Origin of the sequence: Winogradskyella eckloniae (assembly GCF_013249045.1) — a bacterium.
GTDB classification, from domain to species: Bacteria; Bacteroidota; Bacteroidia; order Flavobacteriales; family Flavobacteriaceae; genus Winogradskyella; species Winogradskyella eckloniae.
Genome location: NZ_JABRWP010000013.1, coordinates 1 through 16,223, shown reverse-complemented (window position 1 = coordinate 16,223; position 16,223 = coordinate 1). Strand labels below are relative to the sequence as shown.

Genomic DNA, 16,223 nt, shown 5'->3' with positions numbered 1-16,223 from the left:
TGACTTGTTATTATTTTGCTATGTAAATGCTATTTACATATATTTGTTTCCCCCTTATCTGACAAATTAGCAAGACAACGATTTTATTTTGAACTTGCTGTTCTTAATCCATGGCATCGATTTCAACAAAAAGTAATTATTTTAAATTTTTTTAATGAAAGCCAAAAAGTACAGTATTAAAAGTTATTCTATACTATTAGCGTTTCTTCTTATTTCAATCTTCAGTTCATTAACTACTGTTAACGCACAATGTCCTACAGTTACAAATAGCAATCAGTTTTTATGTAATACAGATTCTGTTTTAGTTGGCGATTTAATCGCAACAGATAACGGAGGAGGCGTCGTATGGTATGATACTGCAAGTTCTACGGTGCCTTTATCAAACTCAGACAATCTTATTAATGGTGAGGACTATTATGCAGATGATAATACAGGTACATGTGGTTCTCGTGCTCGAGTGGATATTACCATCTACATACAACCCGCTGGTGATAACTTTCAAGGCTTTTGTGTTGAATCTGCCGATTTAGCTACTGTTGCAGACCTTGTAGCGGTTGGTAATGACGTACAATGGTATTTATCTTCTACTGGTGGCGTGCCTTTAAATGATACCGATATTTTAATTGATAATGCCATTTATTATGCAGATCAAGCAAGTCCTGACGGAAGCTGTAGAACATCGAGGTTGGCAGTTTTGGTTAATGTAGGTTTAAACCCTACACCAACTGGTGATATGATTCAAGAATTCTGTGTGTCATCTGGTTCCACTCCTACTGTCGGAAATTTAGAAGCCAGTGGTACAAATAATTGGTATATTTCGTTGTTCTCATCGTTTCCTTTACCACCTACAACGCCCTTAATAAATGGTCAAACCTATTATGCGACCACAATCGATCCGCCTTGTGAAAGTCCAGGTAGATTAGGTGTTTTAGTCATTTTAGACACAGGACCAGATGCAGGTGAAAATGAAATTTTAGATATTTGTGAAACCGAAACAGGTTCAACTTTTGATTTATTTGCTTCACTTGGAGGCACTCCTGATACGGGTGGTAGTTGGTCTCCTGCTTTAGCTAGTGGCTCAGGGATTTTTGACCCAAATATTGATTTACCAGGTGATTATACATACACCGTTCCATCTAACAATAGTTGTCCTGATGATTCTGCTATTGTAACAGTAACATTTATTGATGCACCTAATGCAGGAACAAACGCATCAGAAACATTATGTAACATTGATGATCCCATTGATTTATTTTCAAGCCTAGGTGGCAACCCTGAAACAGGAGGCGTTTGGTCACCAACATTGGCAAGTGGCACAAATATTTTTGACCCAGCTGTTGACATCTCTGGTATATATACATATACCGTTAGTGGAACATTGCCTTGTATGGATGCTAATGCGACAGTTAACGTTACTGTTATAGAATACAATGATGCTGGAGAGAATGGAACTATTGAAATTTGTGATAATATTACCAGTATAGATTTATTTGATAGTCTTAACGGAACACCTGCTATTGGAGGTACTTGGACTCCTACTCTTAGTAGCGGTTCAGGTGTATTTGATCCTTCTTTGGATGCGCCTGGTGTTTATACGTATGCCTTTTCAGATAACGGACCTTGTCCTGGTGATTCAGCTACAGTAACTGTAACCATTAACCCTTTGTCCGATCCTGGTATTGACAGTATGCTAGAGATATGTAGCAATGATTTAGCCACTGTTGACCTCTTTACTGTTTTAGACGGTACTCCTGAAACAGGAGGCTCATGGTTGCCAATGCTGTCAAGTGGCACTGGTATTTTTGATCCTTCAGTTGATGCTCCTGGTATCTACACCTACACAATATCTGGGATTGCGCCATGTCCAGATGTTTCAGCTCAGGTTGAAATTATTATTATCGAAGAACCTGATGCTGGTCTTAATGCAACAGTCAACCTTTGTGATAACAATGGTACTATTGATTTATTTACGACCTTAAATGGAACACCAGATACTGGAGGAACTTGGTCTCCAACATTAAACAGTGGTACTAGTATTTTTGACCCTCTAATAGATCCTGTTGGCACCTATACCTATATAGTATCAGGCACATTACCTTGTGAAGATGCATCCTCAACGGTAACGATATCCGTTACCCCTTTTTCAAATGCAGGCTTAGATGCTAACGTAACCGCATGTACTGAAAATGGACCTATAGACTTATTTAATAGCTTAGGAGGCACACCAACTGCAGGTGGCGTATGGACACCAACATTAAATAGTGGAACAGGAATTTTTGACCCTTTAATAGACACGGCAGGCATTTATACCTATACGACTTCTGGCACAGGTCCTTGTTCTGACGATTCCGCCACCGTAAATGTGACTATTGAAGTATCTCCAGATGCTGGTCTCAACGGAAGTATATTACTATGTAGTTTAGATTTTACGGTTGACCTATTTGATAGTTTAGATGGCACACCACAATTAGGTGGAACATGGTCGCCAACATTAGATAGTGGAACAGGCGTTTTTAATCCAAATATTGATGCCGCAGGAATATATACCTACACCATAACTACAGCCAATTGTGGAAATAGTACAGCGTCCGTTACCGTTAATGTAGATGATGCTAATCAAGCCGGAACCAATGGCATCGTAGAAGTATGCGCTGATGATAGTGCAATAAATCTATTTGATAGTTTAGGAGGAACACCAGATTCTGGCGGTTCTTGGTCGCCTTCTCTTAATAGTGGCTCAGGTGTTTTTGATCCCGCTTTTGACCTAGCCGGAGTCTATACATATACCGTTTCTAATAGTGCTTCAATTTGTCCTGATGACAGTGCAAACGTTACCGTAATTTTCCCTGAAGAACTTGACAACAGTAATGATGGAACATTAAATTTATGTAACAATACTGCAACAGTAGATTTGTTTGATAGTTTAACAAACGTAACGCAAACTAATGGTGTTTGGTCTCCAACATTGGCTAGTGGAACAGGTATATTTAACCCAAATATAGATCCAGAAGGTGTTTATACATATACAATATCAAATTCGTGTGGCACGAGTTCAGCAGAGGTCACTGTATCATTTACAAATTTAAATGATGCTGGTACTAATGGAACCGTAGAATTATGTGCAGGAGATGCGAGTATTAATTTATATAATAGTTTAGGTGGTACTCCAGATCCAGGTGGTGTTTGGACACCATCCTTAAATAGTGGCTCTGGTATTTTTGACCCAAGTATTGATACTGCAGGTGTGTATACATACACCGTTTCAAGTACAGATTCATTATGTCCAAGTACTTCTGCAAATGTTACCGTTAGTGTTTTACAAAACCCAGATGCAGGTAATAATGGCACATTAAACTTATGTAATAGCACAGCAACATCAGATTTATTTGATAGCCTATCTGGAACACCAGAAACAGGTGGAACATGGTCGCCTTCATTAACAAGTGGTACCGGAATATTTAATCCTAATATAGATCCTGAAGGCACCTACACATATACTTTAAGTAATTCTTGTGGTACTAATTCTGCTACAGTTACAGTTTCATTTTCTAATTTAAACGATGCAGGAACAAATGGTTCTGTTGCATTATGTGACCTAGATGCACCAATAGATTTATTCAATAGTTTAGGTGGAACACCTGACTTGGGAGGAACATGGTCGCCTGCACTTGCTAGTGGAACCGGAATATTTGATCCTGCATTTGACAATCCAGGTATTTATACTTATACAATATCGAATAATGCTTCAAACTGTCCTAGTGTATCCGCAACAGTTGAAGTAATGATAACTGAAAGTCCAAATGCTGGAAATAATGGCACTTTAAACCTTTGCAATAGTACAGCCATCGTTGATTTATTTGATAGCCTATCTGGAACGCCAGAAACAGGTGGAACATGGTCGCCAACACTAACCAGTGGTACAGGAGTTTTTGATCCTAATCTAGATGCTGAAGGCACCTATACATATACCTTGAGTAATTCTTGTGGTACAAATTCTGCTACAGTAACAGTTACTTTTTCAGAATTAAATGACGCAGGAACAAATGGAAGTATTCAACTTTGTAACACAGATGCACCAGTTGATTTATTCAATAGTTTAGGAGGCACACCAGATGTTGGTGGTACATGGACTCCTGCACTTAATAGTGGTACAGGCGTTTTTCACCCCTTAGTTGATATGGCCGGTACGTATACCTATTCAATCACTAACAGTGCTTCTAATTGTCCAACAGTTTCGGCAGAAGTAACTGTAACAATAGATCAAATCGCAAATGCAGGAAATAACGGCACTCTTAATTTATGTAACAGTACCGCAACCGTAGATTTATTTGATAGTCTTGCAGGGAACCCAGACTTAGGAGGAACATGGTCACCTGCTCTAGTCAGTGGTACAGGAATTTTTGATCCTAACTCGGATTTAGAAGGTACCTATACTTACGAAATATCAAATTCATGTGGCAGCAGTTCTGCAACAGTAACGGTAAATTTCTCTGCCTTAAATGATGCAGGTACAAATGGTGCGATTGAATTTTGTAACACAGATCCTTTAACGGATTTATTTGATAGTTTAGGCGGCACGCCACAAGTAGGAGGAACATGGTCTCCTGCCCTAGCGAGTGGCACAGGTGAATTTGATCCTTCAATAGATCCTGCTGGCACATATACCTATACTATTACAGGTAATTCATCTAGTTGTCCTCCAGCTTCAGCTACTGTGGTTGTGACTTTTACTGAAGGTCCGGATGCAGGTAGTAATGGCACACTTAATTTATGTTTATATGTCAGTTCTGTTGATTTGTTTGATAGCCTTTTAGGAACACCGGAAACAGGTGGAACATGGTCGCCAACACTTACAAGTGGAACCGGAATATTTGATCCAAATACAGACCTAGAAGGGACATATACTTATACAATTACCACATCGTGTGGTACAAGTTCGGCTACAGTTGATATTGCTTTTTCTTCAGTAAATGATGCCGGAGCTGATGGATCTATAGCCCTTTGTGCAAATGATGTAGCTAGTGATTTATTCAACAGTTTGGGCGGAACTCCTACTGCTGGAGGAACATGGTCACCTACGTTGGCAAGTGGCACTGGCGTTTTTGACCCAGCAATTGATACTCCAGGAACTTACACATACACCGTTTCCGACAGCACTTCATCTTGTCCTGCGGCTAGTGCAGAAGTTGTAGTTTCAATTATTACTATACCTAATGCAGGGACTGATGCCATTCTTAATATTTGTATTGATAATACTAACCAGATAGACTTATTTGATAATTTGGGCGGTGCACCAGACCTTGGAGGTACATGGTCACCGACATTAGCAAGTGGCACTGGTGTCTTTGATCCGCTTGTAGACCCTACTGGTGTTTATACCTATTCAATTACAACCGTAGAATGTAGCATTACAAGTATCGCAACTGTAGAAGTAAACATTGTTGATTTTCCAGATGTGACAGGTCTTACCATGGAAGCAGATGGTGGTAATGTGGTTTGCTTTGGAGAAGAAGATGCTGTTATTAATATTACAGGAGCTTCGCTATTAGCAGATGGAAATTATGCCATCGTTTATCAATTAAGTTTAGCAAATTCATCTACAAATACTGTTCTTATTTCCGTATCTAATGGAAATGCTACTTTTACAATTCCTCAATCCTTACTGCCAAATCCTGGAGAAACGGAAGTGGCATTATTACAATTATTTTTACTAGGTCAATCTTGTAATGCGGATACAAGTCTTGTTGAACCTATTAAATTATTTGTTGAAGACGTTGAAACTCCAGAACTTATTGAAAATGGAACCGAATTTTGTTCAGAAGAAGAATCCACTATAGCAGATTTATCAGATAGAATTATCCAAGGTGGAAATATAGTATGGTACGATGAACCTATCAACGGAACCTTATACTCTACAAGTACATTATTGCAAGAAGGCGTTATATATTATGCTGCTTTAAGATCCACTAACGGTTGCGAAAGTAACATACGATTAGAGGTCAGTATTAATTTTATAGAATGTATTGGTGATTTATTAATCCCAGACGGTTTTTCTCCAAATGGCGATAACATTAACGATGTATTTGAAATTCTATATTTAGATGATTTATATCCAAATTTTAAACTAAGTATTTATAATAGATATGGTAACATACTTTATGAAGGCGATATTAATTCACCAAAATGGGACGGGACTTGGAAAAACAACAATACTGTTTTACCTGTAGGTGTTTATTTTTATATACTTGAATTTAATGATGGCCTAACAGAAGCTATTCAAGGAAGAGTCTATTTAAATAGATAATTATGAAATATTAAAATGATTAATAAAATAAAAACATATAGCAGTGTAATTATAATTTTAGTGATAGGATTATATTCTCATGCTCAGCAAGATGCTCAGTATACACAATACATGTATAATATGAGTGTAATAAATCCTGCTTACGCTACAGATGATAATTCTAAAATGAATTTGGGTTTACTTTATAGATCGCAATGGGCACAATCCATTGGAGGTCCTACCACAGGTACACTTTTTGCACATTCAACCATTACGGATCGAATGGAAGGAGGAATTTCCTTTGTACATGATGAAATTGGAGATGCTGTAAAACAAACCAATGCCTATGCAGATCTTGCTTATGTGCTTCCAATTGGTCAGATGACAAAACTATCGTTTGGAATAAAGGCTGGTGCCACTTTTTTTAGTACCAATTTTGACGGTTTTGTATACTCAGATCCATTGCCTGATCCGGCTTATGCTGAAAATATAAATCATATATTTCCTAATATAGGAGCAGGTCTATTTTTGTTCACAGAACATTATTATTTAGGCCTTTCTGCACCGAATTTATTAGAAACTAAATATCTGCAGGAAGACAGTGGTATCGTAACTCAAGGCGTCGATAAAGTTCACGTTTTTTTTACAGGTGGCTATGTAATTGATTTTGGGGAAAATTATAAATTTAAGCATGCTTTTATGGCAAAACACGTCGATGGCGCACGTCTATCGGTTGATTTAACAGCTAATGTTTTAATTCATAATAAAGTAGAATTTGGAGTAGGTTACCGCTTTGAGGACTCGGTTAGTGGCATGATGAATTTTACCATGACTGATGCTGTTAGAATAGGATATGCCTATGACCATACGTTATCTAACTTAGGTCGTTTTAATTCCGGATCTCACGAAATATTTCTATTATTTAATATTGGTAAGCTCGGAAAAGGTTACGATAAATCCCCAAGATTTTTCTAATTGAAAGCAAATGAAAACGATTAAACACTATATTCTATTAGCGCTACTAGCAACTAGTGCACTTTCTTTCTCCCAATCAAAGAGTAAGGCAGATATTTTATACGAAAACAGAGCCTATGTTGACGCTGCTGAAATCTATACAAGTTTACCAAAAACAGCATCTAACTTAGAGAAGCTCGGAGACTGTTACTATTATAATTCTGAATTTGAAAACGCATACAAAGCCTATAAACAAGTATATGACTTAAAAGATAGTGCAGAGTTATCCGAGGATTTCTATTTTAAATATTTTGATGTTCTAAAAGGCATTAAAAAATATGATGAAGCCGATGAGATTACCACTAACCATTTAAATAACCCTTTTAATACTAAAAGTTTTAAATCATTATTAAAGCGTATTATTCCTTATGAATACGAATTAGTGAATCTTACTGCAGATGTTGGCGGATCAAGTTTTGGTGTGGGATTAAATGGTGATAAAATTGTATTTGCTTCAACAAAAAATATTAAGAATCCTAACTACCAATGGAATGGAAAACCATATTTAGATCTCTATGAAGCTAAAGTTACAACAGGAGACACGATTACATTAGATAGTATTGTACCACTAAGCAAGAAAATAAATACAATAAAACAACATGAGAGCAATGCCGTATTTACTAAAGATGGTAAAACCATGTATTTCTCAAGAAATCTTAAAAACAGAATTGATTTAGATTCTACTAAAATAGCTGTTGTTAGTATTTTTAAAGCAGAATTAGTAGATGATGAATGGAAAAACATAGAACCTGTTTCATTTTCTAGCAATCAATTCTCAACAATGCATCCTGCATTAAATAAAGACGAGACTAAATTATATTTCTCTAGTGATATGCCAGGTTCAATTGGTTCGTTTGACATATATTATGTAGACATTTTAGGCGATAATACATTTGGAGAGCCAGTTAATTTAGGAAATAACATAAACACGATAAGACGAGAACAATATCCTTTTGTTGCCAAAGATAGTACGTTGTATTTTGCTTCTAATGGTAAACATGGTTTTGGTGGCTTAGATTTGTTTTCTAGTTCTGTTAGAAACAACAAATTCTTAGACGCACTTAATTTAGGTGAAACTATTAATAGTGAAAAAGATGATTTTGCCTTCGTTGTAGTTGATTCATTAAATACAGGTTATTTATCCTCTAATAGATCTGGATTAGATAATATCTACACCTTTAAGAGAATTGATACAGAGCGAACCTATTTTATAGAAGGTTTAGTGACTGATAAAGTTACTGGAGACATATTACCAAACACTACCGTAACATTATTTGATAAAGATGGTAATGTCGTAGCAGAACAAATTGTAGGAGAAGATGGAAAATACAAATTATCAACCTTACCAAATCAGCAATACTCAGTTGAAGGATTTCAACCAAAATATATACCACAGTTAGAATATTTTGATACTAATGATAAGGGCAATATAGAATTTAATATTGAACTTGAAATTGAATCTTACAAAGATGCCGAAGAAATTGTAACAGATGATGATTTCGGGAACACTTTTATTCAGTTAGAAAACATTTATTTCGACTTTGCAAAATGGGATATAAAACCTCAAGCTGCAAGTACACTAGATGTCTTAGTTGCGCTTTTAGTTAAGTATCCTAGAATGGAAATTCAACTCGGTGCACATACGGATTCTAGAGCAGGATTTCAATTTAATTTAGAATTATCTGATAAACGTGCAAAATCTGCATTAGAATATTTAGTGCAAAATGGCATATCGCGAGACCGACTTACCTCTGTAGGATACGGTGAAACTAAGCCATTAGTACCTTGTGGTGATAATTGTACAGAAACAGAGCATTCTATAAATAGACGTGTAGAATTCCTAATCTTAAAATAAAACTTTAGTCTCTATGCTATGACATTATCAAATGATATTGTTTTAAGACCACGATTTAAAATTGAACTCTCAACAGATAATGAAGTCGTCTTGAAGGCATTTGAATACACAAAGACCACACAATCAGAATTTATCGTCAGTAGAATAGATGATCACGTATTTATAAAATATCCAAAAATTAAACAGCATTTTTGGTCGCCTCAACTGCATCTTGAAATTACACAAGAAGAAAAAGACAAATCCATTATTCTAGGACTTTTTGGTCCAAATCCAACGGTTTGGACTCTATTTATGTTTTTCCATTTTATTGTAGCATGCCTATTTTTAGCATTCGGTATTTGGACATATACAAATATCTCATTAAACAACACCTATTCAATTCAATTAGCCTTTACACTATTAATGGTGGTCTTATGGTTTGTATTATACCTATTTGGAAGACTAGGAAGAGCTAAAGGCAAGTCAGAAATGCAGCAACTGCATAATTTTATGAATAACATCATTAACCCTTATCGATAAGTTTTCATAAAATGAAGCTTAAATAATCTTACTTTTGATTATAGCCAAAACGCCTCAACTGGTTCTGGTTGCTTCTCCAGTTTTTATTCACTTTTACATAGAGTTCTAAATGTACTTGCTTACCAAAGAACTTTTCTAAATCTTTACGCGCCTCTACACCTACTCTTTTTAGAGCTGATCCTTTATGGCCTATAATAATACCTTTTTGCGTTTCTCTCTCAACCATGATTACAGAGCGCATTCTTATAATATTTTCCTCTTCAAAAAACTCTTCCGTATCTACTTCTACAGCGTACGGAATCTCTTTTTTGTAATGCATTAGTATTTTTTCTCTAATGGCTTCATTCACAAAAAAACGTTCTGGTTTATCTGTTAATTGATCTTTAGGGTAAAAGGCTGGCGACTCTGGTAATAACTCTATAATTCTATTAAATACATTCTGAACATTAAAACCCTCTGTAGCAGAAATAGGAAAAAACTCAGCATTAGGCACCTTACTCTGCCATAACTCTGATTGTTCTTCTAACTGTTCTTGGTTAGATGTATCTATCTTGTTGAGTAATAATAAAACAGGAATTTTTGAATTTGTAATTTTCTTAAAAAAAGCTTCATCTTTTAATGCTTTCTCACCAATTTCTACCATGTAAATAAGCACATCTGCGTCATCAAAAGCAGATTTTACAAAATCCATCATTGAAGTTTGTAACTCATATGCAGGTTTTATAATTCCAGGTGTATCACTTAATACTACTTGAAAGTCTTCGCCATTCACAATCCCTAAAATTCGATGTCTTGTTGTTTGAGCTTTTGATGTAATTATTGACAATTTCTCACCAATAAATGCATTCATTAATGTAGACTTCCCAACATTTGGATTACCTATAATATTTACAAAACCAGCTTTGTGCATCTTTAAAAATTTGCAACAAAGTTACAATCTTTAAAGTAATATACCTATTTAGATATTTTCTATATAATCCGTTTTCTTTGAAGCCGAAACAATATACTACTTTACTCCTCTAAACCATCTATTATATAGATAAAACCATAGCGTTGGGTGGTAGTATAGCGCATTATTAATTTGTTCTTCTGAATTTGCAATAGACTTAACCCTATTTAATTCTATATCCTTTATGGCTTTGTTTAGTAAAGGCAATGCTTTTGCTAACTGAAGATACGTATATGTCATAAAATTATCTTTTTTAGTGATAACATCCACAATAGTATCTTGATATAAAATATTACCTGTATCTATGCCTGCATCAACAAAATGGACTGTAACACCGTGGTGGTCTAAAAGCTCTTTCTCCTGTTCAACAATAAAATGTACTTCATTAGATTAATAACCAATTTCAGGCTCACTAAAACCTAATAATCAGATAATCGCTACTAAAAATTCAAAACCATAAAATTAAACACCATATACGTTAGATATTATCTAACTGTTATAAAACAAAAAAGTCTTTCCTATAAGGAAAGACTTTTTTTATTTTTCTAGTAGAAACTACAATTATATCGCAGCAACGTGTTTAGTCAATTTAGACTTTAAGTTACCAGCTTTATTAGAATGAATAATATTCTTTTTAGCTAACTTATCAATCATACTAATTACAGAAGGTAACATTTTCTGAGCTTCAGCAGCATCAGTAACCTCACGTAACTTCTTTATAGCATTACGAGTTGTTTTATGATGATACTTATTAAGCACACGTTTTTTTTCGTTACTTCTGATTCTTTTTAATGCTGACTTATGATTTGCCATTGTATTTCTTCTTATTAAAATTGTAGCCCGTAGGGGAATCGAACCCCTCTTACATGGATGAAAACCATGCGTCCTAGCCGATAGACGAACGGGCCATTTTGGTTATTTTATTATTTAAATGAACCTACAACGTTTCCATTGCGGATGCAAAAATACAACTATTTTTAAATTCTGCAACACCTTATCAAATTTTTTTAAAAAAATTAATAAGCCTTTGCAAAAAGTACACGCTGTATTGATGGTTTTCCACTGTAAATACAGGCTCCTTCCTCCTTTTTATTATTCATTGGTATACAACGTATAGTTGCTTTTGTTATCTCCTTTATCTTCTGCTCAGACTCAGCCGTGCCATCCCAATGCGCTGATATAAATCCAGTTTTCGTTTCTAAGACCTTTTTAAAGGTCTCAAAATCATCTACCTCTGTTATATGTTCATCTCTATAAGTCAATGCCTTATTAAATAATTCATTTTGAATTATTTCAAGAAGATCCTTTATCGTAGTCGCTAAACCATCCATTGGAACAATCTCCTTTGTTAATGTATCACGTCTTGCCAACTCAATCGTATTATTTTCTAAATCTTTAGGACCGATTGCAATTCTCAATGGTACACCTTGTAATTCATGTTGTGCAAATTTAGCACCTGGTCTATGCGTTGTTCTTTTATCAAATTTACAACTCACACCTAATGCTCTAAGGTCATTAATTATACTTTCTGCCTTCTCAGTGATCAGACTCAATTGCTCGTCATTCTTATATATTGGTACAATAACAACTTGAGATGGTGCCAAATTTGGTGGTAAAACCAAACCTTTATCATCACTATGCGTCATTATTAATGCTCCCATCAATCGTGTTGAAACACCCCAAGATGTTGCCCAAACATGATCTAATTTTCCTTCATTATTAGTAAACTTAACATCGAACGCTTTCGCAAAATTTTGACCTAAAAAGTGAGAAGTTCCAGCCTGAAGTGCTTTACCGTCTTGCATTAAAGCTTCAATACAATAGGTTTCTACTGCACCTGCAAAACGTTCGCTTTCTGTTTTTACACCTTTAATTACAGGTATGGCCATAAACCCTTCTGCAAATTTTGCATAGACATCATTCATTTGTTCTGCCTCGATAAGAGCCTCTGCTTTTGTAGCATGAGCCGTATGACCTTCTTGCCATAAAAATTCTGCTGTACGTAAAAATAAACGTGTACGCATTTCCCAACGTACCACATTTGCCCATTGATTTATTAAAATAGGTAAATCTCTATAACTTTGAATCCAGCCCTTATAGGTATTCCAAATTATGGCTTCACTAGTAGGTCTTACCACAAGCTCTTCCTCTAATTTTGCTTCAGGATCAACTCTTAATTTCCCTTCATTATCTGGATCATTTTGTAATCTATAATGCGTAACAACCGCACATTCTTTAGCAAAACCCTCTGCATTCTTCTCTTCTGCTTCAAATAAACTTTTTGGCACAAATAATGGAAAATAAGCATTTTGATGCCCTGTCTCCTTGAACATGCGATCTAATTCCGCCTGCATTTTTTCCCATATAGCGTATCCATATGGTTTAATTACCATACACCCTCTAACGGCAGAATTTTCTGCTAAATCAGCTTTTACGACCAATTCATTATACCATTTTGAATAATCTTCGGCTCTACTAGTAAGATTTTTACTCATTTTTTATGTTTTGGCACAAAAATTGTGCTTATGTTAAATAATAAAATAGTTCAGCAAAACTAACTATTTTTACACTGTTCAACAATTAAATAAAAAAGATATGCAAACTAAAACTACGACATTCAAAAAATTACCATTAGTTGTTGTACTTGGATTAGCTTCCTTTATGACATCATGTGGCTCATTTCAATACGCAGGATACGATAATGACGGTATTTATTCTACTGAGGCAAATGAAACTGAAGAACCAGTTGTCACAACGTCAACTAACAATTCTAATTATTATAAAAATTACTTTGCTGAAAATGTAGCTGAACTAGATGCTATTAGTGAAGAAAGTGAAATTTTCACAGATATAGATTCTTATGAAGGTAATTATATTGAAACGACTGATAATACTTTAGAACAAGAAACACCTTACGGTGGTTGGGGACAGAACAGCAATACTGTGGTTGTGAATTATATAGACTATAGTTGGTCTGGCTATAATAACTTTTGGGTTTGGAACGGCGGATTTGGCTGGGGTTACAACAGTTGGGGAATACCTGCTTTTGGTTACAACTATTGGTATGGCGGATATCTTAGAGACTTGTATAGAAACAGATATACTTACATTAATTCTAGAAGAGGATTGTTATATAACAGAAATTTAAGTCGTAGTAGTAATGCAGCATTATCGAGAAGAAGTAATTATGCACTGTCAAATAGATACTCCACTTCTAGGAGATTGTCAAATTCTAATGCAACAACAACTAGAAGTAGCGGTACTAGAAGAACAGGTATAAGGGTTTCTAATCCATCGTCGAGATCTAGTACTACAATAAGAAGGACTAGACCAAGTACGAGATCTTCAAGATCATCTACGTCTAGCAGAACAATTAGATCAACGACTCCGTCTAGAAGTAACTCAAGATCAACTACAACGAGATCAACTCGATCATCTAGAAGTTCCTCTTCAGGAAGCGTAAGATCATCATCTTCTAGTTCTAGATCTAGTGGCAGCAGTAGAGGTAGTAGTTCATCTAGTAGCAGAAGAGGATAGACTAAAGTTAATTCCAAATTTTAAAAATATATTATGAAAAAGTTACTTATGTTAGGCATAGGCTTGTTAAGCTCGTCCTATATTTTAGCGCAAGATATTTCAGATGCAGTTCGATTTTCTCAAGACGAGATTCAAGGGACTGCAAGGTTTAGAGCTATGAGTGGTGCATTTGGCGCATTAGGAGGAGATCTTTCTAGCGTAAATATTAATCCTGCTGGTTCTGCTATTTTTAACAATAGTGAAGTTTCTTTGTCCTTAGGACTTTTCAATACATCTAATGACATCAATTACTTCAATAATGCAAATGCAGTTTCAAATGCTACTGTTGATTTAAATCAATTGGGAGCTGTATTTGTTTTTAAAAATGCAAATACAAATTCTAACTGGAAAAAATTCAGCTTAAGTATTGCATACGATCGTTCATCAGATTTCGATGACGAATGGATTGCTAGTGGCACAAATTCAAATTCTATTGATAGTTATTTTTTATCATATACTAATAACAATAGCATTCCTTTTGGCATCTTAAAACTTTTACCTGGTGAATTTATTGAAGACGCCTATGCCGATATTGGAACATTGCAAAATGGCTATTCAATTCAACAAGCGTTTTTAGGGTATTGGTCAGGAATATTAGATCCTGAAAATTTAGATGATGACACTAACGATGATGAAACTAATTACATATCAAACGTTGCACCAGGTTCATTTAATCAAAATTACTTGTATGCATCTACTGGATACAATGGCAAACTTGCGTTTAATTTTGCCACTGATTATGACGAAAAAATATATTTCGGTTTAAATTTAAATAGTCATTTTATTAACTATGAAAAATTAACACGTCTTAGAGAAACAAATTCGAATAGTGGATCTTTAGTTAACAACATTGCTTTTGAAAATTTATTACATACAACTGGTAGTGGTTTTTCATTTCAATTGGGTACCATAGCCAAAATCACAAAGGACTTACGAGTAGGTTTAGCCTATAATTCTCCAACTTGGTATAGAATTAGTGATGAACTAACACAACGAATAGACTCTGACAATGCCGATTCTGAAATTAATTATATAGGTAATGTTATCAATATATATGAAGAATATAAATTACAAAGTCCTGCTAAACTAACAGGTAGTTTAGCATATGTTTTTGGAAAAACTGGTTTAATTAGTTTTGATTACGCCGTAAAAGATTACTCAAACTCAAAATTTAAACCTACAAATGATATACTTTTCTCAAGTTTAAACAATGAAATAAGTAACGAATTAACTACTTCTGCATCATATAAAATTGGTGGAGAATACCGCTACAAACAGATTAGCTTTAGAGCTGGGTACCATATTGAAGAGAGCCCATACAAAGACACTAATTTTTATGGTGATTTAAATGGGTACTCATTAGGTTTAGGCTATAACTTTGGTAATTTCAATTTAGATTTTGCTTATAGTCAATCTGAAAGAGATTATAATCAGCAATTATACAATGTAGGACTTACAGATGCTGCTGCTTTACAGACTAAATACTCAGATTTCATTTTAACCTTAGGTTTTGATATCTAAGAATAGACGTACTAAATACACTAAACCAGAGTATAATGAATACTCTGGTTTTTTATTTCCTAAGATTAAATATAAGTTGCAATTAGATATGACATCTTATTGATATTAATTAATCAGACAGATACCTTAATAAATCGCCATTAAGCTGTAATTTATACGATTACATACTGCAACCATATATCAATAAAAAGCCTGAGTAAATTAATACTCAGGCTTTTTTTTGGTGCTTATGATTTAGATTTCACCTTATCGTTTCAAGGTAAAATGGGCTTTAAATTCTTTACGGATATCAGTGCCTGGCTCGTCATACTCTACTGTAAACCAGTAGTCGCTCGTTGGCATTTTATTACCATTAAACGTGCCATCCCAACCACTTCCTTCTGGACTTAATTGTTTTAACAACTTTCCGTATCTGTCAAATATATAAATTTTTGCATTACTTCCAATACCTGCGATGTTCCAAGTTTCATTAAATCCATCTCCATTGGGTGTAAAATACAATGGGT

General features: G+C 34.9%; 11 protein-coding genes and 1 tRNA gene. 6 read left to right on the top strand and 6 right to left on the bottom strand.

Annotated features, from left to right (window positions below):
* The first annotated feature begins 154 nt into the window (after positions 1–154).
* The 4 genes from HNV08_RS15940 to HNV08_RS15925 are packed head-to-tail and all read left to right on the top strand — an operon-like array spanning position 155 to position 9,671.
* Entirely contained in the window at positions 155–6,304 is a 6,150-nt protein-coding gene (locus HNV08_RS15940) for a gliding motility-associated C-terminal domain-containing protein (protein ID WP_173282359.1), read from the top strand.
* Between the two features lie 15 nt (positions 6,305–6,319).
* Positions 6,320–7,258: a PorP/SprF family type IX secretion system membrane protein gene (locus HNV08_RS15935; protein WP_173282358.1), complete on the top strand. Its 939-nt coding sequence runs from the start codon at positions 6,320–6,322 to the stop codon at positions 7,256–7,258.
* Between the two features lie 10 nt (positions 7,259–7,268).
* The gene (locus tag HNV08_RS15930) at positions 7,269–9,152 is read left to right on the top strand and encodes an OmpA family protein (RefSeq protein WP_173282357.1); all 1,884 of its coding nucleotides are present in this window, start codon (positions 7,269–7,271) and stop codon (positions 9,150–9,152) included.
* A gap of 18 nt (positions 9,153–9,170) precedes the next feature.
* Positions 9,171–9,671 (top strand): GTP-binding protein, encoded by a 501-nt coding sequence (locus HNV08_RS15925; RefSeq protein ID WP_173282356.1) that lies wholly within the window; start codon positions 9,171–9,173, stop codon positions 9,669–9,671.
* A 28-nt stretch (positions 9,672–9,699) separates the two neighbouring features.
* Here the strand turns inward: HNV08_RS15925 and era are convergent, their stop codons facing one another.
* From era to proS, 5 genes are all read right to left on the bottom strand, one after another.
* Positions 9,700–10,581 carry a GTPase Era gene (era, locus tag HNV08_RS15920; protein ID WP_173282355.1) on the bottom strand — a complete coding sequence of 294 codons (882 nt, stop codon included), beginning with the start codon at positions 10,579–10,581 and terminating at the stop codon, positions 9,700–9,702.
* Between the two features lie 96 nt (positions 10,582–10,677).
* Complete coding sequence (locus HNV08_RS16375) at positions 10,678–10,860, bottom strand: hypothetical protein (protein WP_241697246.1); 183 nt, start codon at positions 10,858–10,860, stop codon at positions 10,678–10,680.
* A gap of 321 nt (positions 10,861–11,181) precedes the next feature.
* On the bottom strand, positions 11,182–11,433 hold the full coding sequence (rpsT, locus tag HNV08_RS15910) for a 30S ribosomal protein S20 (protein ID WP_173282354.1): 252 nt from the start codon (positions 11,431–11,433) through the stop codon (positions 11,182–11,184).
* A 23-nt stretch (positions 11,434–11,456) separates the two neighbouring features.
* Positions 11,457–11,528 (bottom strand) — tRNA-Glu (locus HNV08_RS15905).
* Positions 11,529–11,636: 108 nt separating this feature from the next.
* Positions 11,637–13,115 carry a proline--tRNA ligase gene (gene proS, locus HNV08_RS15900; protein ID WP_173282353.1) on the bottom strand — a complete coding sequence of 493 codons (1,479 nt, stop codon included), beginning with the start codon at positions 13,113–13,115 and terminating at the stop codon, positions 11,637–11,639.
* A 100-nt stretch (positions 13,116–13,215) separates the two neighbouring features.
* Between proS and HNV08_RS15895 the strand changes: the two genes are divergently transcribed.
* Both HNV08_RS15895 and HNV08_RS15890 read left to right on the top strand, forming a co-directional pair.
* Entirely contained in the window at positions 13,216–14,157 is a 942-nt protein-coding gene (locus HNV08_RS15895; protein WP_173282352.1) for a hypothetical protein, read from the top strand.
* 33 nt (positions 14,158–14,190) lie between these two features.
* Entirely contained in the window at positions 14,191–15,717 is a 1,527-nt protein-coding gene (locus HNV08_RS15890; RefSeq protein ID WP_173282351.1) for an OmpP1/FadL family transporter, read from the top strand.
* Positions 15,718–15,963: 246 nt separating this feature from the next.
* On the opposite strand, the gene HNV08_RS15885 is transcribed toward HNV08_RS15890, so the two are convergent.
* The coding region (locus tag HNV08_RS15885; protein ID WP_173282350.1) for a T9SS type B sorting domain-containing protein at positions 15,964–16,223 on the bottom strand (260 nt) is incomplete at its 5' end.

Excerpts from the sequence above, each read along its gene's own strand:
- HNV08_RS15940 (WP_173282359.1), top strand. The coding sequence starts at position 155 with ATGAAAGCCAAAAAGTACAGTATTAAAAGTTATTCTATACTATTAGCG.
- HNV08_RS15935 (WP_173282358.1), top strand. The coding sequence starts at position 6,320 with ATGATTAATAAAATAAAAACATATAGCAGTGTAATTATAATTTTAGTG.
- HNV08_RS15930 (WP_173282357.1), top strand. The coding sequence starts at position 7,269 with ATGAAAACGATTAAACACTATATTCTATTAGCGCTACTAGCAACTAGT.
- HNV08_RS15925 (WP_173282356.1), top strand. The coding sequence starts at position 9,171 with ATGACATTATCAAATGATATTGTTTTAAGACCACGATTTAAAATTGAA.
- era (WP_173282355.1), bottom strand. The coding sequence starts at position 10,581 with ATGCACAAAGCTGGTTTTGTAAATATTATAGGTAATCCAAATGTTGGG.
- HNV08_RS16375 (WP_241697246.1), bottom strand. The coding sequence starts at position 10,860 with ATGACATATACGTATCTTCAGTTAGCAAAAGCATTGCCTTTACTAAAC.
- rpsT (WP_173282354.1), bottom strand. The coding sequence starts at position 11,433 with ATGGCAAATCATAAGTCAGCATTAAAAAGAATCAGAAGTAACGAAAAA.
- proS (WP_173282353.1), bottom strand. The coding sequence starts at position 13,115 with ATGAGTAAAAATCTTACTAGTAGAGCCGAAGATTATTCAAAATGGTAT.
- HNV08_RS15895 (WP_173282352.1), top strand. The coding sequence starts at position 13,216 with ATGCAAACTAAAACTACGACATTCAAAAAATTACCATTAGTTGTTGTA.
- HNV08_RS15890 (WP_173282351.1), top strand. The coding sequence starts at position 14,191 with ATGAAAAAGTTACTTATGTTAGGCATAGGCTTGTTAAGCTCGTCCTAT.